Consider the following 25,655-nt stretch of genomic DNA (forward strand, 5'->3'; position numbering starts at 1 on the left):
GCCTCAAGCGGTAGGCTTTCTGACCAAGGGAGAAGCTGATCTAAGGAATCTTTGTCTTTCATATCTAGGTTAGGTAGTTTCTCAAAGAGATAGGTAAGATAGAAATAGGGATGTAATCCATTTTCTTTCGCTGTCTCTATGATACTGTAAATGATCGCACTCGCCTTTGCACCACGCGGGGTATTGGAGAACAACCAGTTTTTGCGACCGATCACAAACGGTTTGATCGCGCGTTCACTTCGGTTGTTATCGATCTCCAATCGCCCATCTTGTAAAAACGCCTCTAATTTTTCCCACTGGTTCAGACAATACAAGATGGCCTGACCGAACGCACTTTTGGGCAGCACTTTCGGTTTCTGAGTACGAAGCCATGCCAAAAAAGCATCCAACACAGGGCGGCTGCGTTCTTGACGGATATGGTAACGTTCCTCAGGCGTGCACTCCTTTAAGTCACGTTCAATAGCAAAGAGTTGATTGCAGAAAGTAAGTCCCTCTTTGGCTGCTACCGGTGACGAGCGCTTCGATTCAGGCAGCGCCTTGAGTGCCTCATCGAATTTGCGCCGGGCGTGAGCCCAACAACCGACCAGGGTCACATCCGGTATCCCATGGTAACCCGCATAGCCATCGACGTGCAGGTATCCTTTGAAACCGGAAAGAAACTGACGCGGGTGTTTGCTCGCCCGTGTCGTCTGGTAGTCATAGAGGATGATGGGCGGATCTTCTCTCCCGGTACGGTACAGCCATAGATAAGAAGTTGTCTGTGCGGCCCGGCCCGGTTCACGGAGCACTTGTAAGGTCGTCTCGTCTGCGTGCAAGATGTCCCGCTTGAGTAAGTGCTCGCGCATGCGATCATAGAGCAGACTCAACCAGGTATTCGCTCCGTAGAGGATCCAGTTGGCCAGGGTCTGACGAGACAACTCAATCCCCAGGCGTGCAAACTGTTGCTCTTGCCGGTAGAGAGGCATGCTCTCCACATATTTTTGACTCATGATATAGGCCATACTGGAAGCAGAAGCCAAACTCCCCGGAAAGACAGGGGCAGGCATAGAGGCTGTGACAATCGGCGTGCTTGTCTCCACACGCTCACAACGGCGGCAGGAGTAGAGGTAACGGACATGCTTGACCACTTTGACTTCGGCCGGAATGATCTTCAGCTCTTGCCGTATCTCCGTGCTCATTTCATGCAAAGAACCACCGCAACACGAACAAACCTGCTCCTCAGATGGCAGGCGATACTCGATCGTCTCCACAGGCAGGTTTTCAAGCAGGGTTTCCCGGTGGCCGCGTTTTTTGGAGCGGCGGTACGTAATGGTTTCGAGGGTAGGCTCCTCTACAGTGGGATCTGCCTCCACCTCGGCTTCGTTAAAAAGCTCAAGCTGATCGGCATTCGTTCGTTCGCTCGAAGAGCCAAACCGGCGCTGTTGGCTAAGACGAAACTGCTCCTCATACCACTTCAGCTTGGCAGTGAGTTCAGCAATTTGATTTTTCAGCAAATCGAGTTCTTTTTGGAGATCTTCAATTGTAGTAGGTGTCGGGTTCGGCGTATGATTTTTCATAATACTATTGATTTCGACAACATACCGCGAATTCCTTTTTTTAATCCCAAAGTCTAATTGGGTGTACATATCATAGTATCGTACGCGCAGTGACGGCAGGGTGAGCTTGTCGCTGTTCGAGAGATAGACCATCGAGCAGCCAACGCAACTCTCGACGACTAATTTTTAATGGTACGGAGCTCGCTTCTTCCGGCCACTGAAACTTCCCTTTCTCTAACCGGCGGTAATAGAGCCAGAAACCGTTGTGTTCCCAATGGAGAATCTTCAGTTTATCTCGCTTTCGATTACAGAAAACGAAGAGACAGGGCGAGAAAGGATCGAGTTCAAACTCTTCCTTGACCAGTACGGCTAACCCGTCAATCGATTTCCGTAGATCAGTGCTTCCGCAGGCCAGATACACTCGCTCTACGCTGGCTTCACTTAGCATAACGTTTGAAGTGTTCGCACGACGTCGGCCAGCAGCGCAGGATCAAAGCCAGGCTGGATCTCTACGGTTGCTTGCCCTACTCTAACGGTAAGCGTAAAATAATCCCCACCTTTTGAAGAGATGGGGATTTTCGTATGATTTACGTATTCTTTTTTATAGCCCGGCAGGTAAGCGGTAGGCTTTCTGACCAAGGGAGAAGCTGATCTAAGGAATCTTTGTCTTTCATATCTAGGTTAGGTAGTTTCTCAAAGAGATAGGTAAGATAGAAATAGGGATGTAATCCATTTTCTTTCGCTGTCTCTATGATACTGTAAATGATCGCACTCGCCTTTGCACCACGCGGGGTATTGGAGAACAACCAGTTTTGCGACCGATCACAAACGGTTTGATCGCGCGTTCACTTCGGTTGTTATCGATCTCCAATCGCCCATCTTGTAAAAACGCCTCTAATTTTTCCCACTGGTTCAGACAATACAAGATTGCCTGACCGAACGCACTTTGGGCAACACTTTCGGTTTCTGGGTACGTAGCCATGCCAAAAAGCATCCAACACAGGGCGGCTGCGTTCTTGACGGATATGGTAACGTTCCTCAGGCGTGCACTCCTTTAAGTCCCGTTCAATCGCAAAGAGTTGATTGCAGAAATTGAGTCCCTCTTTGGCTGCTACCGGTGACGAGCGCTTCGATTCAGGCAGCGCCTTGAGTGCCTCATCGAATTTGCGCCGGGCGTGAGCCCAACAACCGACCAGGGTCACATCCGGTATCCCATGGTAACCCGCATAGCCATCGACGTGCAGGTACCCTTTGAAACCGGAAAGAAACTGACGCGGGTGTTTGCTCGCCCGTGTCGTCTGGTAGTCATAGAGGATGATGGCCGGACCTTCTCTCCCGGTGCGGTACAGCCATAGATAAGAAGTCGTCTGTGCGGCCCGACCCGGTTCGCGGAGCACTTGTAAGGTCGTCTCGTCTGCGTGCAAGATGTCCTGCTTGAGTAAGTGCTCGCGCATGCGATCATAGAGCAGACTCAACCAGGTATTCGCTCCGTAGAGGATCCAGTTGGCCAGGGTCTGACGAGACAACTCAATCCCCAGGCGTGCAAACTGTTGCTCTTGTCGGTAGAGAGGCATGCTCTCCACATATTTTTGACTCATGATATAGGCCATACTGGAAGGAGACGCCAAACTCCCCGGAAAGACGGGGGCAGGCATAGAGGCTGTGATAATCGGCGTACTTGTCTCCTCACGCTCACAACGGCGGCAGGAGTAGACGTAACGGACATGCTTGACCACTTTGACTTCGGCCGGAATGATTTTCAGCTCTTGCCGTATCTCCGTGCTCATTTCATGCAAAGAACCACCGCAACACGAACAAACCTGCTCCTCAGATGGCAGGCGATACTCGATCGTCTCCACTGGCAGGTTTTCAAGCAGGGTTTCCCGGTGGCCGCGTTTTTTGGAGCGGCGGTACGTAATGGTTTCGAGGGTAGGCTCCTCTACAGTGGGATCGGCCTCCACCTCGGCTTCGTTAAAAAGCTCAAGCTGATCGGCATTCGTTCGTTCGCTCGAAGAGCCAAACCGGCGCTGTTGGCTGAGGCGAAACTGCTCCTCATACCACTTCAGTTTGGCGGTCAGTTCCGCATTTTGCTTTTTCAGCCAATCGCATTCTTTTTGGAGATCTTCTATTGTAGTAGGGGTCGGGTTCAATGTATGATTTTTCATAATACTATTGATTTCGACAATGTACAGCCAATTCCTTTTCCATTCAAAAAAAATAGGTGGATGTGTGGAATCATACGATTGTGCGCGCGGTCACCGCAGGGTGAGCTTGTCGCTGTTCGAGAGATAAACCATCGAGTAGCCAACGCAACTCCCGACGACTGATTTTCAACGGTACGGAGCTCGCTTCCGCTGGCCACTGAAATTTTCCTTTCTCTAACCGGCGGTAATAGAGCCAGAAACCGTTGTGTTCCCAGCGAAGAATCTTCAGTTTATCTCGCTTTCGATTGCAGAAAACGAAGAGACAGGGCGAGAAAGGGTCGAGTTCAAACTCTTCCTTGACGAGTACGGCTAACCCGTCAATCGATTTCCGTAGATCGGTGCTTCCGCTGGCCAGATATACCCGCTCTACGCTAGCTTCGCTTAGCATAACGTTTGGAGTGTTCGCACGACGTTGGCCAACAGTGCAGGATCAAAGCCAGACTGGATTTCTACGGTTGCTTGCCCTACTCTAACGAGCAAGGTGTTTCTAGACTTGTCAGTCTGCCCGTCCACTTCTACCGATATCCATTTGGATGATGGGGTCACAGCGGCTTCTTTGTGTTCAATCTTCCGGAGCCAGTACCGGAACTGATGAAGCTTCAACTGATGAGCTCTACACCATGCTGATGCGCTCTGTCCGCTAGCCCGAAAAGCAGCGATCCGTACCTCCCACTCTTTTCTTAATTCTGCATGGGACATTGAAAGTTCTCCTCTCCGAATATCTTGAGGAGATTATCTCAAATACAATACGAGGTTAGTAGGTGGGAAGTATTTGACGCTTACTTAGAAGCGAAAATAGAAGGTCTTTTTCTCGCTGACTTAAAGAAAAATCCCATGAGAAGTGAGTAACTTCTTATGGGACACAAATTCATTATTCAGAATCATGGCTCGTCAAGAACCGTTAAAACGTTATGGTTCTCCGTTCTCTAAAGATATGATATTTACAACATAGTAACGGATCTTGCTACACCCGAAAAAAGAGAAGAATTATCCTTCCCACATTAGAAATGATAAAATATCATTCTTTTAAATTTATCTTTTCCAATAAATAATACAAAATTTTCTTAGTTTTTGTGATTACATGTGCTTCACAGGCCATTCCTACTTTTATGTTTGCTGGTATACCTTTATAACTATATAAGGGCTTGTTATCTAATGTTGCTTCAACTGTATAGAAACTATTTCCTTGCTGATCGGTTTTAGAATCTGTTCCAATTCTAGAAATTGTACCTGTTAACTCTCCATATTCTTGATACGGTAAAGCTAAAAAGTGATATTTTATTTGTTGACCTACCTTTATATTCGCGATATCTTTGTTTGATACATAAAGCTCTACTCTATATTGTGATGAGTTCTTGGGAATGATAGTTATTACTTCATCACCGCTTTGTAGAAGATCTCCTTTATTAATTTCTTTAATTACATTAACCACACCATCAATAGGAGAAGTTACTGTACAGTTTTGAAGGTTTATTTCATTGTCATCAAGATCTTTTTGAAGCTTATCAATATTAGTATCATCTTCTTTAATTTGATCGTCCAACTTTGTTAATGTATCAATTTTATATTGTTGCTGTGCAACCTCAACACTCATTTCCTTGCCGCTAGACACATTCAAAGTATCCCTTGCTTTATCTAGAGAATTTTGAAGTTCCGCTAATGTTTTTTTATTGTCAGTGATTTCAGTAGAGATGTCCAATAAAAATTTACTTTTGTATTCCTCTAGATCCAAGTTAGCACTATCCAGATTATTTTTAGCATCTTTTACATCTTTAGGAGCTATAGCTCCTGCGTTTTCTAATTGTTGATCTACATCATACTCTTTCTTCTTTTGATCAACTATACTTTTTAATTTTTGTATATTGATTTTATAATCTTCCCACCTATCAAAGAATTTCTTGTTGTTCATATCAAATGGATTTGTATTTTCATCAATAGATTGCTTTAAGCGATTCAAGTCTTCGATATTTTTGCTATACTGATTAATTTGTTGTTGGTAATATTGCTGATCTAGTGAAGCTTGTTTACTTGCTTGAACGATATCTAATTGAGAATTGGTAGTCTGTTCTATTAGTGCTTTTTTATCAATTTCATACTTAATATATTTATAAAAATATGGTTTTTCGTTTTCTGATGTTTCATCAAAATAATTTCTATCATCCAAAATGCTTTGTTTTAGCTTTTTTAAATTATCTAGTTCACTCTTTGTCTTTTCCAACTCTTTTGTCATGTTGGCTTTTTGGACATCTAAATCTTTGTGCTCAATTGTATAAAGAATATCACCTTTTTTTACCTCCTTTCCTTCTTCAAAAAAAATTTTTTCCACTTTTCCTGTAATTCTATTTTTTATCGTACTAATTTTGTTGTTAGGTCTAACGATTCCGTTCGCCTTTACATAATCATCAATCTCTCCGAAATATGACCAAATTATAGTCCCTATAAGAAATGCAACTAATATGTACAAAAATAAAGTTGTAATTGGGAGGGGGTTGGAATCTAACAGTTCTCGACTATCTGTCAACTCACTTATATCCTGAATGATCAATTTCATTCTAAAGTAACATCCCTTCCGTGACTGCTACTTCATTATTTAAGTGATAATCTGACTCTTGCTCCTTCCACAAGTTATAATACATACCTCTCATACTAATTAACTGTTCATGAGTTCCACTTTCTATGATCTCACCATTATCCATCACAAAAATTCTGTCACATCTCCTAACAGTACTTAGACGGTGAGCAATTATAATGGTTGTAATTCCATCGTTAAATTCATGTATTATTTTTTCGATTACCTTCTCTGTAATGATATCAAGATTACTTGTTGCTTCATCCATAATTAGTATGTCGGCTTTTTTAAGGAGTGCTCTAGTGATAGCCAGTCTTTGTTTTTGTCCTCCGGAAAGATTAGATCCATTTTCATCCAAAACAGTATTATATCTTAAAGGTAGTTCGTTAATAAAATCATGGGCACTAGTTACCTTTGCTGCCTCTATAATCTCTTCCTGCGTAACATAAGCTTTTCCGAGAGAAAGATTATCTCTAATCGTTTCACTAAAAAGAAAAATATTTTGCGGAATATAAGCTATTCCTTTTCTTAGACACTCAATATTAATATCTTCGATATTATAACCATTAATTAATATTTCCCCCTTTTCACATGAATAAAATTTCATGAGTAATTTTGCTAAAGTAGATTTACCCGATCCACTTTTACCAACAAAGGCAACTTTTTCCCCATGGTTAATTGTTAAATTAATATTTTTTAAAACAAGTTCTCTAGTTCCATAACGAAAATCAACGTTTTTAAACTCTATTTTTCCTTTCAAATTAGAAGGAATGATCTTTTGATCTTCATGTTCACTTTTTTCTGATTCAAGATCTAATATTTCTCCTAAACGATCAGAAGCAACCATCGCAGTTTGAATGACTGATTGTACATTAATTAAGTTTTTAATTGGATCTAAGAAGTACGCTAATAAGGAATTGAATACAATCAACTGACCTACTGACATTTTTCCTTGCATAACTTGATAAGCACCTGTCCATAGGATTACAGTTCCACCTACTGCTGCAACTAAATCCGTTAAGGAAGACTGAGTATTTTTTAGCCCTCCACTCTTAAAATTACTTTTAAGTAATCTAATAAATCTTTTCTCTGTTTCTTGACTCACCTCCCTTTCCGCTGTAAATGCTTTTATTGTTTCGATTCCGTGTATTGATTCGACAAGATAAGATGTTAAATGAGCACTATTTTCCATTTGTTTCATGTTTAAATTCTTAATGGGTTTCCTTAATGTATAAACAATACAGGCGTAAAAAAGAGCAATAATAAGTGTAATACCAAATAACAAACTATTTTGGGTATATAAGATAATACCCCCAGCAACAGCCATTAAAGAGTCAATCATTACCGTCAGTGTAGTGCTCGATATAGCCTCTCTTACTTTCGATGCATCAATAAACCGTGAAACGATTTCTCCAACTTTTCTTGTACTAAAAAAATTAAGCGGTAAATCAAGGACATGCTGATAGTAGCCTAAAACTATGGAAACATCGATTTTTTGACTTAGGTATAAAAGTAAATGACTGCGATATGCATTTAGTAGTACTTTAAAAACCCCTAAAAGAATAACCCCTATTGAGATAACATGTAGTGATTTTTCTAGATTGTATTGTAGGATATCATCTAATAGATATTTAAAATAAAACGAACCTAAAATTCCAAGGATAGTATAGATTAATGATGCTAAGAATATATTGAGTAAAAGCTTTTTTTGAGGTTTCAATAAAACGAAAAATCTAGAAAATATCCCCTTAGTTTCATCCCCCTTTTTAAAATCTTCGGTGGGTACAATCAAAATTAAAATCCCTGTCCAAAGTTTAAAAAACTCTTCAGGGGTATATTTAACAATACCTTTTGCAGGATCAGCAATAATTATTTCTTTCTTACTAATACTGTGTATGACTACAAAATGTTGTAATTTCTGTTCCACCACAACATGGGCAATGGAAGGAAGAGGAATTTCATCAAAGAAACTGTCTATATTTGCTCTTACACCCTTTGCTGAAAAACCAAGTTTCTCTGCAGCTTTAATAATTCCATAAACGGTTGTTCCTTGTTTATCCGTACCAGCCATTTCTCGAATTTTCGAGATAGGTAATCGCAGTCCATACTGCTTGGCAATAGTGGCTAAACATGCCGCTCCACAGTCTTTTATGTCTAACTGTTTTACGCAAATATACTTTTTAAATATATTCATTGAAGCACCACCACAAATATTAACTTTCCTTTAGTACAATTAGATATCATATCAGAGGGATATCATGTTCCCCTCTTTCTTGAACTAGTTCTATCTTCCGGTTAGAAATTTTCGCCTTTTTTCTAACCCACTCTATTCTTTGTTCTGTAGAAGGATGGGTTCGAAGGATTTCCTGAAAACGATTAAATCGAAAAAGTGAATGGTTTAATTTTGTTAATTTATAAAGAGCTGAGATGAATACTTCTGGATCAATTCCTATCTGTAATACAAAAGAATCAGCCTGTCGTTCTTGGGATCTTGAAATTGCTAAGAATAAAATATAGAAATATAAAATAAATAAAGCACTTATAATACAAATTCCAACCCAGAAGGGGATTATATGATTATAGTAATCTAGCAATAACCCCACAATTCTAAATAAAACATTCCCCAATAATATAAAACCAAGTCTAATCATTAGATGATTTTTTTTAATATGACCAATTTCGTGCGCTATAATAGATTGCACTTCATCTTCTGTGAAATTTTCTAAAAGATAATCTGAAACATATATTCTTTTTTGGATATAACCTGTTACTAACGCATTAGCGATTTTTCTATTTTTGGTTGACCATATGTAAATCTTACAATTTTGGATATTGGCTTTCTTAAGTATATTAGCTAGTTTTTGATTGAGTTCATTGGAATTCATAGGTACTGCCTTTAGTACAATACCAACAAATAATGGCGTCACTAATAGAACAATAAAGATAATGGACATTGAGGAAATAATGTTCAAAATTTTATCTGAAAATAGTCTCGATTTTAGTTCCGATGGAAGTATCATTTTTATTAAAGGGATAATTATGATAGGAAAATAGAAAAACACTAGAAAACGCAAATGGTTATACAAAAGTTCTTTTTTTGTTTCATTAGTACCACGAATCATTTGTTTTGTAGGATGCAAAATTAGTTGATTTAAAATAGAATTAACAAATATTAGGATTACTAGCGACAAAAAAAAGATTGCTTTTCCCCATGAACCAAGCGGTTTCAAAAATACCCGCATATGTGGTAGCATAATCATTCCAGTCAAAAAAACTGAACTTATAGAAAAGATATTATAAATATATTGATTTAGAACATTCAACTTATTAATTGCAATCTCAATAGCCCCTGTTTTTTCATATGTATTTTTTCCAATTATTCCAATCACATACGATACTAAAGCGTTGACTATGATTAGTAATAAAGAAATCAACATACTTAAACCAATTGTAAAATTATACATGTTATTCCCTCTCATTCATTATCTCTTTTCAAACCCAAAGAAGGGGCAAGAATACTCTTGACCCCCCCTTATTTTTCTTACCAACCAGTATAGGCATCAAAAGCGTACCCTGCTGCGCCGATAATTCCGCCAATAATTCCACCAGGTACAGCTCCAACTCCTTCAGCGAAAGCGCCTAAACCAGCTCCAGTTGCTACTCCTCCTAACGTTGCCGCAGTAAAATCGCTCCACGACCAATCCCCACCAGAAATGGAAGTAAGTTCATCAAATGATAGCTCTCTCATAATTTGCACCCCCAATTCTAAAGTAAAGTCGCTACTTATTCTTACCACCCTTGGTCTGCAGCGTAAGCACCAGCCCAAATTTCGCCACCAAGAATTGCTCCCCCGACTGCTCCTAGGGGTCCAGCAGCCATAAAACCAAGTGTTGCTCCAGCACCAACATCAACGAGAAAGTCAGTTAAATAAGATGACCCACCGTTAATTTGTAGCTGTTCATTTAATGTCAGTTCAGTCATGTTGTATCACCTCCTATAATTTGTTTTAATTGGTAATCCTAAATTGTAAATCCAATGATTTGGACTTACTGCTTAAATTATCCTATTATTCTATAATAATGGTCAAATTCTAATTTTTTAACGTATAAGTAGTATATCCCAATTTTTTTGATTGAAATCTCTTTTTTTCTCATTATATCTCAGTTATTTTGTATTCCTGTAAAATTATTGGTAAAATTTATTATTATCTACATTGTTCCATGTTTTCTTCAGATGAAAGTTGAGTCCGATATAATGTGAAAAAATGGTTTAGTAATCTAGCAAAATTTATCCATTTCGCTTCGCCTTTGGGTTGTCGTCCAATCTACTAAGGAGGAACGGAAAATTATCAGATAAACCTAAACGACAAAATTTTGCACGGGCGATGAAGCAGTAACTCAATTGATCGAGCAAATAAAATAAATAGTGCTTCAGGTCTAGGTTACAGAACAGCTGATAGCAATTACCTTTGTTTATGGGGTTTGGCCACCGAATCTACAAAACGGCGATTCGACTGTTTCCTTTTCCCTAGCGCTTGATTTCCCTTTCCTTCATCCTCTATTTAGCTTATATTGTAGATAATGGAGGGAAAATCATGGCGAACCAAACACTTGTAAACGAAACGTCTAAAAATGGAACAAAGCAACAAATCAATGTGCAAGATAAAATTCTGAACGATCTTCGCACCTCAAAAAAGCAAGTTAAGATTTTCATGATTAATGGCTTTCAAATGATCGGTACGATCGAAATGTTCGATAATTTCACGATCTTATTGATCAACGAAATGGGCAAACAGCAACTTCTTTACAAACACGCGATTTCGACAATACAACTGGGCTAAAGTTAATGAGAAACAAAAATGCTCGTATCTTTAATGAAGATACGAGCTTAGGTTTCAATCCTTGGAATTCGCTATCATCAAAGCAAAAACTTTAAAATATCTACTTATCATTCTTCGTTTTACGCCTACGCCGCCTCGGTTTTTCTGGGACAGCAGAAGACGACTCAACAGACGTTCCTACATCTGTTCCCGTTGCAGCCATGGCTGCTTCTGATGGTTCCGCTTTTTCTTTCATTCGCACAATACTCATTTTTAACGTTTCCATGAGATCAATAACGTTCGCCCGGGGAGCAGCGGGTTTCTCCATTTCAACGTTCTGGATTTTTGCGTTAATGAGTGCCTTTAGAGCTTCCTGATAGTTGCTCTTATAGCGTTGCGAAAGGCCCCGCTGATCTGCTCAATCAATGTTTTAGCCATCTCAAGTTCCTCTTCATTGACCACTATCTGATCGGTTTCCGTGATCCCCGGTACTCCTTCCACATTCCTTATCTCGTCCGGATAATGAATCATGTTTAACACGAGGCATCCGTTGTGGAGGCGCACCACTGCCAAATGCTCACTTGTACGAAATGCTACCTTGGCGACGGCTACCTTGCCTGTAGCCTCCATCGCGTCATGAAGTAGCTTGTAAGGTTTGGCTCCAAACTCGCCGGGTCCGATATAGTATGTTTTTTCAAAGTAAATCGGATCAATATCGTCTTTATTGGTGAAATGCATGATTTCGATCGCTCGCAAGGTCGGTAAAGGCAATTTTTCTAAATCATCGTCTGTAAGTACGACGTAATTCCCCGGTGCGTATTCATATCCGCGTATGATTTCATTGTTACTGATTTCGCGGTTACATACGGGACACCACTTTTTATACTGGATCGGACTTCGGCATTCTTCGTGCAGACTGCGAAAACTGGTGGTGTGATCTTCTGTAGTCTTATATAAACTGACCGGGATATTGACTAAACCAAAGCTGATACTTCCTTTCCACATCGACCGCATAACCATCCCCCATTTCTTATCCATAAAATGCCCGAAAGTATTAGAAGAAAATCATGAGGGATTCATTCAATATTCCTTCGGATATAAGTGGAATCAAGGCTTCAGCGTACTCAAAATCGCATACATGAATAATATTACAATATTCTCTATTTACATAATAATGTGATATATTTCATAACTAAACCATTGCAAATTCTTACAATCATCCTATAAAAACAGAATAGGAGGATTAACAAAAGGGTGGCGTCTTGCCTACCAAGAAAGGATTGATTTCATTGTCACCGTTGATGATTATTTTTCTGGCCACCATGAATGTTTTTGTTCTTCTCTATGCACCCCAACCCCTTCTGCCTTTGTTTGCACAGTATTTTGATATTTCGATTCCAACAGCAAGTTTGACAATATCCGTCACGATTATCGCGTTAGCAGCCGCTTCTCTTATCTCGGCACCTCTTTTTGACTGTTGGGATAGGAAAAAAGTGATTCTGTTTTCGAGTGTCGCTCTAATAATACCGAGCATCATGTTGTACATCCCCCAACCTTTTTCAATGGTACTATTCTGGCGCGCACTGTATGGCCTCTTCATACCTGGCGTAACAGCGGTGATTATGGCCTACATCTCGGAAGAATTTCCAGTGGATCAAAGAGGCCGCGTAATGGGGGTTTACGTCAGCGCCAACGTGGCAGGAGGACTAGTCGGGCGCGTCATATCGGGACCGATTTCCGAAACCTATTCATGGCAAACGGTTTTCGGCGTCATTGCGGTTTGTTCAAGCGTAATCGCGTTTCTTGTATTGAAGCTTTTGCCACCTTCCCGCCACCAATCGAAACGAAGCGAACAAAGCTTTTTGCTCCACTTTCGTAATCCAGCTTTGGTGGGGGCTTTCTTGATCGGTTTTTCGCAGTTCTTTGCGTTTATCGGATTCTTCACTTACATTCCTTTTTATGCAAGTGGAGCTCCCTTTCATTTATCCATTACACAAATTTCGCTTTTGTATGCCACCTACTCATTTGGGATCTTTTCCGCGCCTTTTGCTGGTTTTCTGTCTGATATAATTGGCAGACGATCCACCATGGCGCTAGGACATCTGATTGGTGGAGTAGGAATCCTGATTACACTCTATTCGTCAGTTCCGGCCCTAATCGTCGGATCATCATTGTTGACGCTTGGAAACTTTGCCTCTCAATCGGCAACTACGGCCTTTGTAACGGACATTGCGGAAGAATCGAGGGGAGCTGCCACATCATTATACCTGTTCTTTTTCTATGTAGGAGGAAGCTTAGGAGCATGGATACCAGGGATATTGTGGAAAGTATTCGGATGGCACGGTCTCGTTTCCTTAACGGTAGGTACAATTGTACTGGCCTTACTCAGCAATTTGATTCTTGCGAGCAGAAATAGAGGTAAGTTTCATTTTCAAAATGATTTTGGAACTTAATATAAGCTGTCAACTCAATTTTCCCCTAGCTGTTAGAAATGTTTGTTACCTTTACCCTTAGTTGTGATATTCGGAAACCACTCATTGTGGTTTCCGAATATTCTAAGTGAATGTTGGTATGAAAGAAAAATTTGATTAGTCATCTCAACGATATCCCTAGTTCGCCCCCTATAAACCTTCCAATCGTCCCCTATAGAATCTTTTCGCCCATCATGCGAAAATACACAAGCGAGGTGTGTGCTTGTGCTCTTTCAACCCATAAAACCGATGTTAGCTTCCATGCAGAAGACGTTCGATCTAAGAAACCCTGAATATATATATGAACTCAAGGCGGATGGCTGGAGGTGCCTTCTACATAAGCAAGGACGAAAAATCGAAGTCTTTACTCGTCACGGGAAACGAATCACAGAAAAATTCCCGGAATTTCAAGCTGTAGCGGATCACATAAAATCATATGAGGCGATTATCGACTGTGAGGGCGTGTGTTATCGAGATGGCCGAACCATCTTTGATGACATTAATTATCGCGGCCGCTTAACCGATCCGGCTAAAATCGCTGTTGCAAGCGAGCAAATGCCGGCAACATTAATCGCATTTGATGTACTCTATTCGAATGGTACAGAACACATAAAAAAGGATCTGATCTCCCGAAAACAAATTCTTCAGGAAATCATTGAGCCTAGTGATGTGATCACACCAACTCTTTTCGTAGATGAGATAGGCGATTGGCTTTTGGAATGGACGAAACAAAACCATTGGGAAGGCATTGTAGCGAAACATAAACGATCACAGTATTTTTTGGATAAACGAAGCTCAGAATGGGTCAAAATCAAGAATTTCTGTACGATCGATGCAGTCATATTGGGATACCGTCTTAAACCGAATTTCGGACTCATTGTCGGACTTCATTTTCCAACTATCTCTTATAAGCCGGTTTCCACTGTGGAGTTTGGCTTTAAACCAGAGGAAAAAGAAGCTTTTTTAGGAGTCGCGAAGCAAATACACACATTCAGAGACCGAAATGGTGTACAATGGGTAGAACCATTGCTTTGTTGCGAAATTCAGTATTTGGAGCGAACAGAGAATCACAATTTACGGATCACATCGTTTAAAAGATTTCTCCCTCACAAGAACCCGGAAGATTGTAAATGGATATCTTGAAGTTGCCAAAGAGTGTCGTTGTTAACGCCGTAAACGTATGACGTGGTATCTCACGAAGTGATTGTGCCGGTTCATGCGCATCAGTTACGGCATACCTTTATCTCGGGGCTGGTAAACCGACATCGGATCACCGTAAACTCTTTCAGTTTTTTTCTTCCAGTTGCGAATGGTTCGCTAATGAAACCACCAACGGTCAATTCAAGATCGAATGCAAATACCTATACCTTTGCGGTACGGACAATTTTCGGTTAGACTTTGTAGAAGAGTACTTCCGGGAAATGACTGATAATTTAATACCCTGAGTTATTGAATGCAACACTAGTAACACAATCAAAATAAAGGAGATTTTCTTATATGGAGTTAAATGATTTGGAAATTATTCGTGATGAACTCCTTGCCCATCCTATGTATCAAGAAATAAATACACCAGATAGGGTACGGGTGTTAATGAAACATCATGTATTTGCTGTCTGGGATTTCATGAGTTTACTAAAAAGACTTCAAAGATCTGTAACATCAATTTCAGTTCCTTGGTTGCCATATGAAACACCTTCATTTACCCGATTTATTAATGAGATCGTGCTTGCAGAGGAATCCGATGAAGATGGAAGAGGAGGATATGCTAGTCATTTCCAGTTATATCTTGAAGCTATGGAGGAGTCTAGGGCTGATGTAACTCCAATCAAGACCTTTCTGAATGCTATAAAAAATGGTGTAGATTACAAAAAAGCTTTAGATAATGATGTTATTCCTTTGACTGTGGCAAAGTTTGTCACCTTTAATTTAAATTTAGCCTTAAATGGACAGGTTCATGAAGTAGCTTCTGCTTTTTTCTACGGGAGAGAAGGTTTAATTCCTGAAATGTTTAAACTTCTAATCGATTCATTGGAAAAGGAAGGTGCTTCTAACGAAAGGCTGAATTACTATTTAAAACGACATATTGAATTAGACGAAGATGAGCATGGTCCTCTTGCGAAAAAACTTCTAAACGATCTGTGTGAAGGTGATCCGAAAAAACAAGAAGAAGCAATAAAAATCTCTAAGATTTCACTACATATGAGAAAAAATCTGTGGGATGGAGTATTGAAGGAAATTCAAGACAAAGGACTTTAAAAACTGATGTAGCAAATGTAATCTACTCACTAGTGTTGCATTCAATAACTCAGGGATTCAGTTTTCGTTCCTAACAAATTATATGCCGATCCTCTTGACCATGAACCAAGATCGGCAAATCCCTTGCCCCTTCGAACAGGTATATCTATACCGGAAAACTTAAAATCCCCCTTCACTTTAAAAGTGAAGAGGGAGAAAAATTAGCTTCTCTTTAATTTTGGCGGTAGACGTTTCGGCATGACCTTCCCATCCTCCGTGATTTCTTACCACCCCGGAGACAAGCGTTTCCCCCTGTGCTGTATGATCACCTCTCCTTTTTTCACTTTCACGTGCGCTGGCACCCTCAACTCCAGCTGCGTCACCCGTCCCTTCGCTGGCAGACTGGCCACCCGACCATCTTCTACGAGAGACACCCGCGCACTCCACGAGACCGATTCCGGTCGTCCTTTCGGATTCGGGCGAAATTCCCATCCGTCATGAACCTTTGAGCGAAACAGGTATCTCACAAAGTCATACAAATAAGCTACCACTGTCTTTCCTTCGGGATCCAGTTTACTTAACTGGTAGCCGATAATTCCGGCTACACCAAGACCCAAAAGCAAAGGACTGACAGGAATATAGTATTTGAGGAGAGGTCCTATGATGAAAGAGCAGGGCAACCATAAGACAGCCGTGAGGATCACGGTATCCCCCGTTATCTGTACACCTCGTGGTAAGCGAATCCGCTGCCGCCCCTGACCAATCGATGACAGGGACGGACGGATACGATATAGGTTCCGATACGTACGATAGGCCATAGGTGATCACTGTCCTGTTCCGGCACTGCCACCGCCGCCACCCAATTTATTGGATGCGCCGCTGAAGATCGACTTGAAGATGTTGATCAAGCTGGCGGGGTCAATAATAAACCACAGAGCAACACCAAACAGCATGAGAGTGGAAACTAATTGGGCGTATTCGTGACGGTGAAGCATTTTGAGCAATCGGCCACCCATCATAACAAACAGCAGTATAACGAAAATACTCAGGATCAGTTTGCCCAGGTTGTCAATGGGGCCAATTCCGGTAGTTGGCATGTATCATCACCTCTCATTTATTAATGAAAGTTTGAATGGCAGACGGCATCAATCGGATGATTCCGTCTGTTATAGGTCCTAGCAACGGCAACTGCGTGACATCGGGGTGCAGATACAGTGTCAGTAACCAGAAACTACACAGAGTCATCACTCCTCTCAACAAGGTTTCGGCAAATGACTCTACAGGGATGGATAGAAACCTCGGCAACAAGCGCACCCGAATGCGTAATGGCCATAGTAATTCGACTCCTTCCTCGTTGAACAGATCTATCAGCGGGTGACTTGCATAGCCAATCCATATAGCCCAACGGATCACATCCGACACCGGTAGGAGCTGCAACACTCCCCACAAACCAGCCAGAAGCAAAAGTGAGTGGGTCAGGGTCCGGTGTCGGATTCCCAGCCCACTTAACGCTATTGCAAGAGGCCATATCCTCTGTCCCACATAGGACTGGGGCTGATCCACGTCGGCCGCCGGTCCAGCAAAGTAGGCTCCTAATAAAGCCACGGCTGTCTGCCATGTGAGAACCGGCTGGTGCGTGTGTATTAACAATGACTCGGCACCAATGAGTGCGGCCACGTGATGAGTTTTATAAATCATTCCATCACCTCCAATCCCACCCTTTAACCAGGCAACCCACCTATTCCTTGCGGAATTCCCGTCGCTTGGTCATTGTATGCGTTCCTGAACGTTTAGATTCGGAAGCATTCTTGTTTCCTCTCTTTTACCAGTTCAAGTACGTATGCAGCGACCTCTTCTGGAGACAGAAAGGTGGTATCCACCTGCGTTGCTTCGACTTTCATCCATTCCTGCTCCGTCTTATCCCGAAAAGTCTGCAAATCCGGTAATGTACCATCCCGTTCCAATAGCCGTAACATGCGCTCCTCCTCCCGACACGTCAGGACAATCACAGCCATGTCCCGTTCCAATGCCCATTTCGCCTCTTCCAGCGTTCAGCCATCGTCGATGATCAGAGGGCGATTGCAGGTTCGCATCGCTGTTTCCGCATGATACAAAATGGGATTCGGGTGGAATTTTCGTAAGAACTTTCCCGCCTGTTGCAGATATGTCCGACGGACGGATTTCGGTTCCCCATTTAGCCAGGGAAAAGCGGCTTCCACCACCCGCCGCACGGGTTCGGCCAACGAGTAACAACGATAGCCATAACGCTGTTCTATTACGCGGGCCGTGGTGGTCTTTCCAACGCCCATGGGTCCCAAAAGCATCACCGATCTTAGTGCTGCCAAACTTTCTCGACCTCCAAATGTCCTTTGTCGTCTTTCAAAAAATCCACCAGAAACTGCTCTGGCAACATCGTCTGCGTGGCTGGATCCTGGACGTTGACTATCACCACCGCCTCATAGTGTCCCTTGCCTAGGTCATGGATGTTCAGGCTGGCTACCTGCCGGAACTGGACGAAACCGCCCATCGGTTGGATCGTTGTATTCGGAACGACCATATTCGCTAGATCCGCTGCATTCGACGAAGTCAAATAGATCCGCATGAAGTCACTGATGAACGGCTTGGCCACGTCATAGACATCCTGCGGCGCATTCTTCGCCGTCGAAGGCGGTTTTTGCCCCAGGGCCGGAGGCGGAACAATTGTTGGCGGTGCCGTGATCATCAAGGCTCCCGAGTCCGTTCGGAGCACCGGAATATTGAGCACTAGATGACGAGTCTGCAGCGCCTGACCCTCTGATACCTCACACCATTCTTCCACTGATACGACCGAGAAATTGGATGCGGGGTGAGACACTTGCTGAGCATACATCTCCCGAGGTGTCTGATTCTGCGATGGAGGCACCCAGCCTTGGAGATCAAGATCAGGCCAATACTCCTCTACGGCCTTTTTCCGTTGTTCCGCCGTCTCCCCCTTAGTCAAGGTGAGCCAGACTTTCGCAGCGTGGATCGCGATAGCTGTTTCCGCATGATCATCATGAACAACGGCTGTTTCGGATGGATTCGGTGTGGAGATCCGAGCAATCGTCCCGACTCCCCCCAAGGCCCCTAATGCCAGCAGAATCCAAAGAATTGTACTGGTCAGTTTTCGGATCAAAAGAAAAACCCCCTTTCACTAACAAAAGGGGGCGAGAGAAAAATTTTAGTATTCTTGACCCACACATCGCTTGTCTTTCACGTATTCCTTATAAATTCGTTCAAGACCAAGACGATACAAATGGTGAAACGTATCACCTGCTACATCTACACTGATTCTAAAGCTGGTGAGTAGATTGGCGAACATACACCTTTCTACTTCACTCAGTTCAATTGTCATACACTGTGGGATCTCGTGAGCATATACACGAATATCGCTCATTGCTTTTCACCGATGAAGTTAAGCCGTCTTGCAAACCTCTTTGAGTACCTTCCCAGGTTTAAAGGCAGGTACCTTGCTAGCCGGTATCTCAATCGTCTCTCCTGTCTGCGGGTTCCGGCCCGTACGCGCCGCCCGTTCCCGAATCTCGAAGGCACCAAATCCTACGAGCGTCACCTTGTCGCCCGCAGCCAGCGCTTCCGAAATGGAATCTAATGCCGCATCGACGGCTGCCGCTGCATCTTTTTTACTCAAGCCAGACTTTAGTGCCACTTTTGCAATCAAGTCTTGTTTGGTCATAAAAATTCACCCATCCTTCCTAAAAGATTTTCTTTCAGTTTTCTTCGATACTCCAAACTGAGCGCCCTTGCACCTTCCCATATGAGTAACGCATATTCCCGAGATGGCGCGATCTCCACCGGGGATTTTTCGACGACCTCATAGGTCCACGCCCACCGCCATCGGCCGCCAAGACTTTCAGGGTACACCCGGACTTTTCTTCGCCGGTAGACAAATGGTGCCCCTTCTCGTCGGTCGAGTGCGTGAAAATCACCTACCTCGTACAGTACACCTTCGACAAACTCACCCGGTTCGCGAACGATGTCGGCTACACCACCTCCCCTATATGTAGAGTACCGGGAGAACGCCAGGCGGTAGTTGCGGAGTACGGCTGTTCCAACGTATGTTGCTTGAACCCTGCTTCGGGCAAGATCCTCCTGGTTCATACAAGACCCGTAAGCAAAATACAACGACATGGTGGACTTCCTTTTCTCATTTTTGCCTCCGAAACCCAATGTACTCCTTCTTCCTATTAGAAATTGGAACCCAATCTGGTTTCCAGGTGGCAGGGTCCGGCAATTCTTCAGGCTTTACCTCGTGGTAATCTTTATACGGTGTACCATGCGTGATATACGGACAATTGTGTCCTGCGTGCTCAAAACCCAGTTCCATTTCCCAGGCAGAACAGTAGATCCATTTTCCTTCCTCGTCCTTAAAGACCTCTTCGCGAAACACGCAACCGTCACATTTCTTCTTACGTACCGGTCCTTCTCCGCTCCAGGTCGGATACTTCTCGTATACCTTAATATAACCGGCCTTGATCAGACTCGCGACGACCGTCCACGGATCCCACCCGTCCAGAATCACAGGTTCGTCGGGGTTCTGAAACTCCAACTCCCCTTCCTCATCGACCTCATCCTTGTACCGGCTTATGGCCGTGTCGTAAAACGGACCGACCCCATCGTACACCGTAGCCCGTACTCCCATCATGGCCAGGGGCCCCGCCGCGATGTCCCGCAGGCATTTCACGCCCAGGAGATAAAACGTGTGCGGATCATCCACGTCGCTGAAATACTCGTGGATGATCAGGTCCATCAGACGGGAAGGGTTGACCGCTTCCCCTCGCCTCCCGTCAGCAAATTCAATATAGTACGGCAGGGTCGGCTCCTGCCCATCCTCCAACCAGTGTCTCCGTTCCTCGATGTTGACCATAAGACAACCCTCCTTTTTTACTTTCGAATACCGATTTATTTTTCTATAGTATAAAAATATGATTTTCTATTGTCAAGAGCGACCGCGTAGCCATAGCCACGTAGCGGCAAGCCGATCCTGCGGGTTGGCCAAGACATCTAGAAACTCACGGAAATTCTTTTCCTCCGCTTCTGGTGTAAGATGATCTGTCAATCTGGCATGTTTGTTTTCTTCACTAAATCGAGGCGTGAATTCCGACTGCGGAGAACCGTTTCGGATCACCGCCGCCTGGTGCAAGATGGCATTGGCCACCTGGATCTGCGCCTGAATTTGCCGATGGTCCAGAATACCGTTCGGATACCTGAACTCAATCGCGGGTCGGCCGCTCGTGCGGTCAATGTTCGTAGTATTGAAGATCGTGTAGCGGCTTCCGTTGCTGATACGACGCCGCGCTTCCGCGGCCGTTATATTTCCGTTGAAGCTCAAACCTCTTGGCAGAGGCTTTGCATAGTGGGAGCCGCGGTGCTGACCGGGTCTACCCGTGCTGCGATACTGATCCGAGTTGGCACCTCCCACGCGGTAAAGCTGTTTTTCATATCCAACCCCGATCTGGGCCAAGCGTTGCCAGGAATACGTCCGGTGATCCAAAGGAGCAATTCCAAGATGAATGTGACCGCCACAATGATCATCGACATAAGCCCCGTGATGGCGCAGGATTTCCGTCACGCGCTCGATCTGTTTCCAGGATTCAGGATCGTCATTCAGTACGGGAGACACGAACTCGACCCCATAAGTACCCAACGATCCGTCACGTTCCGGTTTCCAGAACCCTTGACCATCACCGGAGTGGTATCCACGTATTTGGGTACCTGTCGTTAAACCCTCATTGTATAGGTCCCTTAAAGCCATATCCCTTGACCAACTGTTTTCAAACTGCACCTCGATCTCGACGCCAAAGGTATTACCCGTGCCGCCAAGAACGTTTTCGTACCTGTACTCCCATTCTTGGCGCGCCAGATCTTTCAGGGTTTCCCACGCCGCATCGTCCCGGCTGATGAACACTCCGTCCCATGCCCTGTTCCGGCACCAAATGTCCAGCACCCGATCCCGTTCCGCCTCGACGGTCCAGTCAATCTGTGCAAAGGTAGGATGGTTTTCTTCATGGGTCTGATTCACCACAATCGATGCCGTTGCTTGCTGTGTTCGCATCCGGGCTATTCGCATCGCTTGTCTCCGGCGCTCACGTACTTCTTCCCGAGCCAAACGCAGGGCCTGCATATGGCGGCAACCTTCCTGCGCCAACTCGGGATTCCGGGACCTGCGATATACAAAGTCAGGACAGGTACATGCATGCTCGGTGACCTGATATCTTCCCCCGCGCTGGGACTGCACCCAGGCATGATCGCGGTCAATCCACTCTACCGTAGTGGGTTCCCGTCTGATCTCCCGGGTCCTACTTTCCACTTCAACCGTCACCGGCTCCCGGCTAGGACGCCGATTTTGATGCAATTGTTCCAGGTACGCCTGTCTTACCCGGGCCTCGACCGCCCGCTGGCGCTCCTCTGGAGACATGGCATAGGCAATCTGGTCTTCAGGCTCGGCCTCGCCACGGATGACCCGCTCGAGAATCTGTTCCAGGGCCTGTCTGACCTTTTTCGAGCAGACAGGTCCTACACCTTGAAGAACACTGAGCATACTCCGCAAGGGCCTATGACAGACCCGACATGTTGCAGCTGATGGCAATAAAAATCCTCTCCTTTCCTGGGTATTCACCCATAAAGAGGAGAGGAAGAAAAAATGCTAATCTATTCGCCACTCTAACTGCGCTCCACTGGCAAGTTTTTTTCGAGTCAGCTGCAGGTGTTTGGATACGCTCCCTTTTGCGATCTGCATCATCTCTGCCACATCGGAATAGGACATGCCGGCAGCGAGCATTTCGATCGCTTCCCGCTGTCTCTCGGCTAGGTTCGAAAGAGAAACGCTGATCTTTCCTTCCGAATCGTCACCATCCAGTTTAGAAATCAGCTCTTCTTCCCAATCTCGCTGGTCGGGTAGCCGTTGCATCCATTCGTTATCCCAGAGATGTACCTTCGATTTTTTTCCATGCGTAAGTTTTTGGAGACGCTGCACCATTCGTCGTTCACGTGGCTCCAGTTGATCCACCGAACAGTACGTGGCAATCATCGGAATCACCTCCGTTGACTCATGCAGCATGCTCCCGACCCACTCACGCTCGCCGCGAAGGACCTCTTCACCTTGATTGATTCGCCTCGTTAGCTCCTGATGGTACGAACGGAGCCTCTTCCGGTCTTCCATGTATTCGCATAGCAGATCATACGCCCATTTGTCCTGTGTATGTTCCATCGAAATATCCCCTCCTTGTTGGACGGGTTCTTATGCCTGCTGCGGCACCATCAGCCTGGGAGGCCCCGCCGGTTCCTTCGGAATTTCAGCCATGCGCCCCATCAACCAAAACCCGAGAGCATTGGCTCCTTGTGGCTCGGGTACCACCCGCACATCCGGGTGGAGCGTCTGAAGTTCTGACTGCAGAAGTTTCGCTCCTCCACCGGCCAAGAACACCACTCGAATCCGACCCATGCGATCACTCCACCGATGTTTCACCTCATCGGCGATTGTCTTTGCAACCGACTTTCTAACCTCCGCCACTTCCCTGCGCAAATCCAGTGTCCTCCCGTTAATCCAGATATTCTCTCGCGACACGGCCGATTCCACATCCCGTTCAGGAATTTCCGGAAACGCTGCGCGAACCATGTTGTAGACAGTATGTGCTCCCACTGCAACGGTTCCTGACAGTTCTTCCAATACACGTAAGCGTGGTCGTATCTGAAACACCGTGAAATCGGTCGTCCGGTAGCCAATGTCGATCAGGGCCATCGGATCCTCTACCACTGCCAGTTCGGGATACCGAGGCCGCCCCTGCTCGTCCATCAGAGCCGCGTAGGCGGCACCGATCGCTTGGGGTAAGACTTTCACGGTGTCGAATCGGATTTCCCGTTCCAATCCCTGAAAAGGTCCCGATGTCCCTATCGCTGTGAACCGCATTCCCTGAAGGGTAGCGGCAAAATTTCCCGTATCTTTCCTTTGGTTTCTCTTCCTGTTTCCCGTGACAGCACGTCGAGACAGACCGTTCAGTCCCTCCGCCTTTCTGGAGTTCCAATTTTTTAAGTGAAAACACGCTGAAGATGCCACTCTGTCACAATTGACAAGGAATGGTTTCCCACTTCTTCCGCCTATGCGTTCAGAGTCCACGCTCGGTCACCTCCTCCCTCGTTCTGATCAAGTGAAAAACCTCCTAAATCCCTTTTCCCCCTTCGTCTTCGTCATAAGCCCGATCTCATGACTCGTCATAGGGGACGTGTTGCCGCTTTTTCTATAACCCAACCACGCGGTAGAACTCGTTAGGGGCCGAAAGGGCCCGCTCGAACACATCCAATAGTTTCGAGGACAATAAAAAATGACGAGCAGTCGCCTTTGCGATGTCGTCACTTATAATTTCCGCTGTGTTCTCAGGGTTTTTTGTACGACAGTAGTACGATGTTTGTTCCTCTTCTCCGTTCACTTGTTCTTTGCTGCATACTCCTTGATGGTCTGAAAAGGGACTTGATATTTCTCCGACAACTCTCTGAGAGTACAAGGCTTTTTGCTGATATCGGTCACATATTCCGTCTCGATCTCGAGCCACGAAATTCTCTTCTCAATTTGTAGCAACGATCCGGAACGTTCCGTTTCATTCGGAGCGCTCCGTTCCAATTGGAGCGTTTTGTTTAATCGAGAATCCCAATCGTCCTTGGCTTTCCATCCCCGAACGGTTCTCTCAGAAACGCCGAGTGCATCGGCGATCTCTTTAAGCTTCATCGTCCCGCCGGTTGCTTGCCAGAGTTCAAATGCTTTATCACGATCAGGGCTTCTTGCTCGTGCCACTACATCTCACCCACCTCCATAATCCGGTTGGAGTTTGTTTTGGAAAAGTGGTTAATGAATAATTCTGTAATTTAGGCCAATACTAAACATAAATCCAGTGAATCTCCCTAACTCCATGAGAAGCGGGAGATGTACATTGTGATCAAAATAATAAAGTTAAGAATAACTTTCCTTCTAGCATCTGTTGAAATCTCGATTGTTAAAAGTAACTAAGTTTTTAATATGTAACGATTTTGAGATTCACTGGGCAGCAGGGGCATTTGCTCCGCTGCCCATAAAAATAAATTTTATGATTTACAAAAACAAAAATCATTTTTTATTAGCCTCTAACCCAATCGATGGTTCTCATTTTCTTTCACAAACGAATTCAATTCACATCAAGAAAAGATCCTTTTAATACTCCTCGGCAATTTACAAAACTACTTCACCTCGTCCCATCGTACTTAGAAGATGGGATTTGTTTTATTGCAAAGAAAAAGCACCCGAAGGTGCTTGCATTAACTTGCTTTATTAAAAGGATGTAATGACAAATACTCCATAAACCTCTTAAATGATTCAGTTGGTACATATTCTCCGCCAGCATATCCAAAAAATGCACCCGTTACTTCTGAAATAAATCCTGTACGCTCTAATCGTTTTACTACGAAAGTCACGTCTTCAGGGTCTATACCACATTCTTTATGGATCGCTTCACGCCAATGCATTCGTTGGGAATACTGTATGTCACTTTCATTAGATTGTCTTTGGCTATTTAAACACTGTCTATAAAAAATCTCCCTTCTCGGGTACTCACTCATCATCCTCTTCAGTTCTCGATTATCAAACCTCTTAGATTCCCTGGAGTCAGCCTCTATTACACATGGGATCCTGCTGCAATACTGCTTTAATCCATCCCATCGTCCCCAGACGCAACCTCTGCACCGTAGCGGTTGCTCTTTCATCTAGCATCACCCTTTCTCCTTCATCTCAGCGCCCGGGTTGCAAGCCTCTCCGAAGCC

30 protein-coding genes and 3 pseudogenes are annotated in these 25,655 nt (G+C 44.2%); 4 read left to right on the plus strand and 29 right to left on the minus strand.

Annotated elements, in window-relative coordinates:
- Positions 1-8: 8 nt before the first annotated feature.
- The 12 genes and pseudogenes from tnpC (DNHGIG_RS20115) to DNHGIG_RS20170 all read right to left on the minus strand — a co-directional run.
- A pseudogene (gene tnpC / locus DNHGIG_RS20115) lies at positions 9-1,556 on the minus strand (IS66 family transposase); the annotation flags it as partial.
- A gap of 70 nt (positions 1,557-1,626) precedes the next feature.
- On the minus strand, positions 1,627-1,983 hold the full coding sequence (gene tnpB, locus DNHGIG_RS20120; protein ID WP_282201273.1) for an IS66 family insertion sequence element accessory protein TnpB: 357 nt from the start codon (positions 1,981-1,983) through the stop codon (positions 1,627-1,629).
- Between the two features lie 139 nt (positions 1,984-2,122).
- Positions 2,123-2,341: a transposase domain-containing protein gene (locus DNHGIG_RS20125; RefSeq protein WP_282200275.1), complete on the minus strand. Its 219-nt coding sequence runs from the start codon at positions 2,339-2,341 to the stop codon at positions 2,123-2,125.
- Positions 2,284-3,394, minus strand: a pseudogene (tnpC, locus tag DNHGIG_RS20135) (IS66 family transposase). Before tnpC (DNHGIG_RS20135) ends, DNHGIG_RS20125 begins: the two are co-directional and overlap by 58 nt.
- Positions 3,395-3,442: 48 nt before the next feature.
- Positions 3,443-3,700 (minus strand): annotated as a pseudogene (locus DNHGIG_RS21210) (transposase domain-containing protein); the annotation flags it as partial.
- Between the two features lie 70 nt (positions 3,701-3,770).
- Positions 3,771-4,127: an IS66 family insertion sequence element accessory protein TnpB gene (gene tnpB / locus DNHGIG_RS20140; RefSeq protein WP_282200277.1), complete on the minus strand. Its 357-nt coding sequence runs from the start codon at positions 4,125-4,127 to the stop codon at positions 3,771-3,773.
- Entirely contained in the window at positions 4,121-4,438 is a 318-nt protein-coding gene (gene tnpA / locus DNHGIG_RS20145) for an IS66 family insertion sequence element accessory protein TnpA (protein ID WP_282201276.1), read from the minus strand. The genes tnpB (DNHGIG_RS20140) and tnpA overlap by 7 nt, the downstream gene beginning before the upstream one ends.
- 319 nt (positions 4,439-4,757) lie before the next feature.
- A complete protein-coding gene (locus DNHGIG_RS20150; RefSeq protein WP_282201277.1) occupies positions 4,758-6,290 on the minus strand; it encodes a beta-barrel domain-containing protein in 1,533 nt (510 codons plus the stop codon).
- 1 nt (position 6,291) lies between these two features.
- Positions 6,292-8,502 carry a peptidase domain-containing ABC transporter gene (locus tag DNHGIG_RS20155; RefSeq protein ID WP_282201278.1) on the minus strand — a complete coding sequence of 737 codons (2,211 nt, stop codon included), beginning with the start codon at positions 8,500-8,502 and terminating at the stop codon, positions 6,292-6,294.
- A gap of 46 nt (positions 8,503-8,548) precedes the next feature.
- Entirely contained in the window at positions 8,549-9,772 is a 1,224-nt protein-coding gene (locus tag DNHGIG_RS20160; RefSeq protein WP_282201279.1) for a M48 family metalloprotease, read from the minus strand.
- A 77-nt stretch (positions 9,773-9,849) separates the two neighbouring features.
- Positions 9,850-10,056, minus strand: coding sequence for a Blp family class II bacteriocin (locus DNHGIG_RS20165; RefSeq protein WP_282201280.1), 207 nt, complete (start codon positions 10,054-10,056; stop codon positions 9,850-9,852).
- Positions 10,057-10,097: 41 nt separating this feature from the next.
- Positions 10,098-10,289: a hypothetical protein gene (locus DNHGIG_RS20170; protein WP_282201281.1), complete on the minus strand. Its 192-nt coding sequence runs from the start codon at positions 10,287-10,289 to the stop codon at positions 10,098-10,100.
- Between the two features lie 613 nt (positions 10,290-10,902).
- On the opposite strand from DNHGIG_RS20170, the gene hfq reads away from it, so the two are divergent.
- Entirely contained in the window at positions 10,903-11,148 is a 246-nt protein-coding gene (hfq, locus tag DNHGIG_RS20175; RefSeq protein WP_282201282.1) for an RNA chaperone Hfq, read from the plus strand.
- A gap of 100 nt (positions 11,149-11,248) precedes the next feature.
- On the opposite strand, the gene DNHGIG_RS20180 is transcribed toward hfq, so the two are convergent.
- Together DNHGIG_RS20180 and ku are read right to left on the minus strand one after the other, a co-directional pair.
- Positions 11,249-11,398, minus strand: coding sequence for a hypothetical protein (locus DNHGIG_RS20180; RefSeq protein ID WP_282201283.1), 150 nt, complete (start codon positions 11,396-11,398; stop codon positions 11,249-11,251).
- Between the two features lie 92 nt (positions 11,399-11,490).
- Positions 11,491-12,141 (minus strand): non-homologous end joining protein Ku, encoded by a 651-nt coding sequence (gene ku / locus DNHGIG_RS20185; RefSeq protein WP_282201284.1) that lies wholly within the window; start codon positions 12,139-12,141, stop codon positions 11,491-11,493.
- A gap of 248 nt (positions 12,142-12,389) precedes the next feature.
- On the opposite strand from ku, the gene DNHGIG_RS20190 reads away from it, so the two are divergent.
- The 3 genes from DNHGIG_RS20190 (at position 12,390) to DNHGIG_RS20200 (ending at position 15,854) form a co-directional block, all read left to right on the plus strand.
- Positions 12,390-13,580 (plus strand): MFS transporter, encoded by a 1,191-nt coding sequence (locus DNHGIG_RS20190; protein ID WP_282201285.1) that lies wholly within the window; start codon positions 12,390-12,392, stop codon positions 13,578-13,580.
- Positions 13,581-13,823: 243 nt separating this feature from the next.
- Complete coding sequence (locus DNHGIG_RS20195; RefSeq protein WP_282201286.1) at positions 13,824-14,741, plus strand: ATP-dependent DNA ligase; 918 nt, start codon at positions 13,824-13,826, stop codon at positions 14,739-14,741.
- A gap of 354 nt (positions 14,742-15,095) precedes the next feature.
- Positions 15,096-15,854, plus strand: coding sequence for a DUF3050 domain-containing protein (locus tag DNHGIG_RS20200; RefSeq protein ID WP_282201287.1), 759 nt, complete (start codon positions 15,096-15,098; stop codon positions 15,852-15,854).
- A gap of 263 nt (positions 15,855-16,117) precedes the next feature.
- On the opposite strand, the gene DNHGIG_RS20205 is transcribed toward DNHGIG_RS20200, so the two are convergent.
- The 15 genes from DNHGIG_RS20205 to DNHGIG_RS20275 all read right to left on the minus strand — a co-directional run bounded on the left by DNHGIG_RS20205 (position 16,118) and on the right by DNHGIG_RS20275 (position 25,457).
- Positions 16,118-16,651 carry a TcpE family conjugal transfer membrane protein gene (locus tag DNHGIG_RS20205; protein WP_282201288.1) on the minus strand — a complete coding sequence of 178 codons (534 nt, stop codon included), beginning with the start codon at positions 16,649-16,651 and terminating at the stop codon, positions 16,118-16,120.
- 6 nt (positions 16,652-16,657) lie between these two features.
- Positions 16,658-16,930 (minus strand): hypothetical protein, encoded by a 273-nt coding sequence (locus DNHGIG_RS20210; protein WP_282201289.1) that lies wholly within the window; start codon positions 16,928-16,930, stop codon positions 16,658-16,660.
- Positions 16,931-16,943: 13 nt separating this feature from the next.
- Positions 16,944-17,531: a metal-dependent hydrolase gene (locus DNHGIG_RS20215; RefSeq protein ID WP_282201290.1), complete on the minus strand. Its 588-nt coding sequence runs from the start codon at positions 17,529-17,531 to the stop codon at positions 16,944-16,946.
- Between the two features lie 92 nt (positions 17,532-17,623).
- On the minus strand, positions 17,624-17,809 hold the full coding sequence (locus DNHGIG_RS20220; protein ID WP_282201291.1) for a hypothetical protein: 186 nt from the start codon (positions 17,807-17,809) through the stop codon (positions 17,624-17,626).
- Between the two features lie 75 nt (positions 17,810-17,884).
- Positions 17,885-18,178: an AAA family ATPase gene (locus tag DNHGIG_RS20225; RefSeq protein WP_282201292.1), complete on the minus strand. Its 294-nt coding sequence runs from the start codon at positions 18,176-18,178 to the stop codon at positions 17,885-17,887.
- The gene (locus tag DNHGIG_RS20230; RefSeq protein ID WP_282201293.1) at positions 18,166-18,987 is read right to left on the minus strand and encodes a conjugal transfer protein; all 822 of its coding nucleotides are present in this window, start codon (positions 18,985-18,987) and stop codon (positions 18,166-18,168) included. The genes DNHGIG_RS20225 and DNHGIG_RS20230 overlap by 13 nt, the downstream gene beginning before the upstream one ends.
- A 45-nt stretch (positions 18,988-19,032) precedes the next feature.
- Positions 19,033-19,206, minus strand: a complete 174-nt coding sequence (locus tag DNHGIG_RS20235; RefSeq protein ID WP_282201294.1) for a hypothetical protein — start codon at positions 19,204-19,206, stop codon at positions 19,033-19,035.
- 60 nt (positions 19,207-19,266) lie between these two features.
- Positions 19,267-19,545: a non-specific DNA-binding protein Hbs gene (hbs, locus tag DNHGIG_RS20240; protein ID WP_282201295.1), complete on the minus strand. Its 279-nt coding sequence runs from the start codon at positions 19,543-19,545 to the stop codon at positions 19,267-19,269.
- Positions 19,542-20,000, minus strand: coding sequence for a gamma-glutamylcyclotransferase family protein (locus DNHGIG_RS20245; RefSeq protein WP_282201296.1), 459 nt, complete (start codon positions 19,998-20,000; stop codon positions 19,542-19,544). The genes hbs and DNHGIG_RS20245 overlap by 4 nt, the downstream gene beginning before the upstream one ends.
- A 16-nt stretch (positions 20,001-20,016) precedes the next feature.
- Positions 20,017-20,736: a hypothetical protein gene (locus DNHGIG_RS20250; protein ID WP_282201297.1), complete on the minus strand. Its 720-nt coding sequence runs from the start codon at positions 20,734-20,736 to the stop codon at positions 20,017-20,019.
- 72 nt (positions 20,737-20,808) lie between these two features.
- Positions 20,809-22,488 (minus strand): amidoligase family protein, encoded by a 1,680-nt coding sequence (locus DNHGIG_RS20255; protein ID WP_282201298.1) that lies wholly within the window; start codon positions 22,486-22,488, stop codon positions 20,809-20,811.
- Positions 22,489-22,515: 27 nt separating this feature from the next.
- Positions 22,516-23,079: a sigma factor-like helix-turn-helix DNA-binding protein gene (locus tag DNHGIG_RS20260; protein WP_282201299.1), complete on the minus strand. Its 564-nt coding sequence runs from the start codon at positions 23,077-23,079 to the stop codon at positions 22,516-22,518.
- Between the two features lie 30 nt (positions 23,080-23,109).
- Positions 23,110-23,985 (minus strand): ParM/StbA family protein, encoded by an 876-nt coding sequence (locus tag DNHGIG_RS20265; protein ID WP_282201300.1) that lies wholly within the window; start codon positions 23,983-23,985, stop codon positions 23,110-23,112.
- A 306-nt stretch (positions 23,986-24,291) separates the two neighbouring features.
- Positions 24,292-24,657, minus strand: a complete 366-nt coding sequence (locus tag DNHGIG_RS20270; protein WP_282201301.1) for a phage terminase small subunit-related protein — start codon at positions 24,655-24,657, stop codon at positions 24,292-24,294.
- A 497-nt stretch (positions 24,658-25,154) separates the two neighbouring features.
- Complete coding sequence (locus tag DNHGIG_RS20275) at positions 25,155-25,457, minus strand: hypothetical protein (protein ID WP_282201302.1); 303 nt, start codon at positions 25,455-25,457, stop codon at positions 25,155-25,157.
- Positions 25,458-25,655 lie beyond the last annotated feature (198 nt).

The sequence above is a fragment of the Collibacillus ludicampi genome, from assembly GCF_023705585.1.
Classification (GTDB): Bacteria; Bacillota; Bacilli; order Tumebacillales; family BOQE01; genus Collibacillus; species Collibacillus ludicampi.

Excerpts from the sequence above, each read along its gene's own strand:
- tnpB (WP_282201273.1), bottom strand. The coding sequence starts at position 1,983 with ATGCTAAGTGAAGCCAGCGTAGAGCGAGTGTATCTGGCCTGCGGAAGC.
- tnpB (WP_282200277.1), bottom strand. The coding sequence starts at position 4,127 with ATGCTAAGCGAAGCTAGCGTAGAGCGGGTATATCTGGCCAGCGGAAGC.
- tnpA (WP_282201276.1), bottom strand. The coding sequence starts at position 4,438 with ATGTCCCATGCAGAATTAAGAAAAGAGTGGGAGGTACGGATCGCTGCT.
- DNHGIG_RS20150 (WP_282201277.1), bottom strand. The coding sequence starts at position 6,290 with ATGAAATTGATCATTCAGGATATAAGTGAGTTGACAGATAGTCGAGAA.
- DNHGIG_RS20155 (WP_282201278.1), bottom strand. The coding sequence starts at position 8,502 with ATGAATATATTTAAAAAGTATATTTGCGTAAAACAGTTAGACATAAAA.
- DNHGIG_RS20160 (WP_282201279.1), bottom strand. The coding sequence starts at position 9,772 with ATGTATAATTTTACAATTGGTTTAAGTATGTTGATTTCTTTATTACTA.
- DNHGIG_RS20165 (WP_282201280.1), bottom strand. The coding sequence starts at position 10,056 with ATGAGAGAGCTATCATTTGATGAACTTACTTCCATTTCTGGTGGGGAT.
- DNHGIG_RS20170 (WP_282201281.1), bottom strand. The coding sequence starts at position 10,289 with ATGACTGAACTGACATTAAATGAACAGCTACAAATTAACGGTGGGTCA.
- hfq (WP_282201282.1), top strand. The coding sequence starts at position 10,903 with ATGGCGAACCAAACACTTGTAAACGAAACGTCTAAAAATGGAACAAAG.
- DNHGIG_RS20180 (WP_282201283.1), bottom strand. The coding sequence starts at position 11,398 with ATGAGTATTGTGCGAATGAAAGAAAAAGCGGAACCATCAGAAGCAGCC.
- ku (WP_282201284.1), bottom strand. The coding sequence starts at position 12,141 with ATGCGGTCGATGTGGAAAGGAAGTATCAGCTTTGGTTTAGTCAATATC.
- DNHGIG_RS20200 (WP_282201287.1), top strand. The coding sequence starts at position 15,096 with ATGGAGTTAAATGATTTGGAAATTATTCGTGATGAACTCCTTGCCCAT.
- DNHGIG_RS20205 (WP_282201288.1), bottom strand. The coding sequence starts at position 16,651 with ATGGCCTATCGTACGTATCGGAACCTATATCGTATCCGTCCGTCCCTG.
- DNHGIG_RS20210 (WP_282201289.1), bottom strand. The coding sequence starts at position 16,930 with ATGCCAACTACCGGAATTGGCCCCATTGACAACCTGGGCAAACTGATC.
- DNHGIG_RS20215 (WP_282201290.1), bottom strand. The coding sequence starts at position 17,531 with ATGATTTATAAAACTCATCACGTGGCCGCACTCATTGGTGCCGAGTCA.
- DNHGIG_RS20220 (WP_282201291.1), bottom strand. The coding sequence starts at position 17,809 with ATGTTACGGCTATTGGAACGGGATGGTACATTACCGGATTTGCAGACT.
- DNHGIG_RS20235 (WP_282201294.1), bottom strand. The coding sequence starts at position 19,206 with ATGACAATTGAACTGAGTGAAGTAGAAAGGTGTATGTTCGCCAATCTA.
- hbs (WP_282201295.1), bottom strand. The coding sequence starts at position 19,545 with ATGACCAAACAAGACTTGATTGCAAAAGTGGCACTAAAGTCTGGCTTG.
- DNHGIG_RS20245 (WP_282201296.1), bottom strand. The coding sequence starts at position 20,000 with ATGTCGTTGTATTTTGCTTACGGGTCTTGTATGAACCAGGAGGATCTT.
- DNHGIG_RS20250 (WP_282201297.1), bottom strand. The coding sequence starts at position 20,736 with ATGGTCAACATCGAGGAACGGAGACACTGGTTGGAGGATGGGCAGGAG.
- DNHGIG_RS20260 (WP_282201299.1), bottom strand. The coding sequence starts at position 23,079 with ATGGAACATACACAGGACAAATGGGCGTATGATCTGCTATGCGAATAC.
- DNHGIG_RS20275 (WP_282201302.1), bottom strand. The coding sequence starts at position 25,457 with ATGATGAGTGAGTACCCGAGAAGGGAGATTTTTTATAGACAGTGTTTA.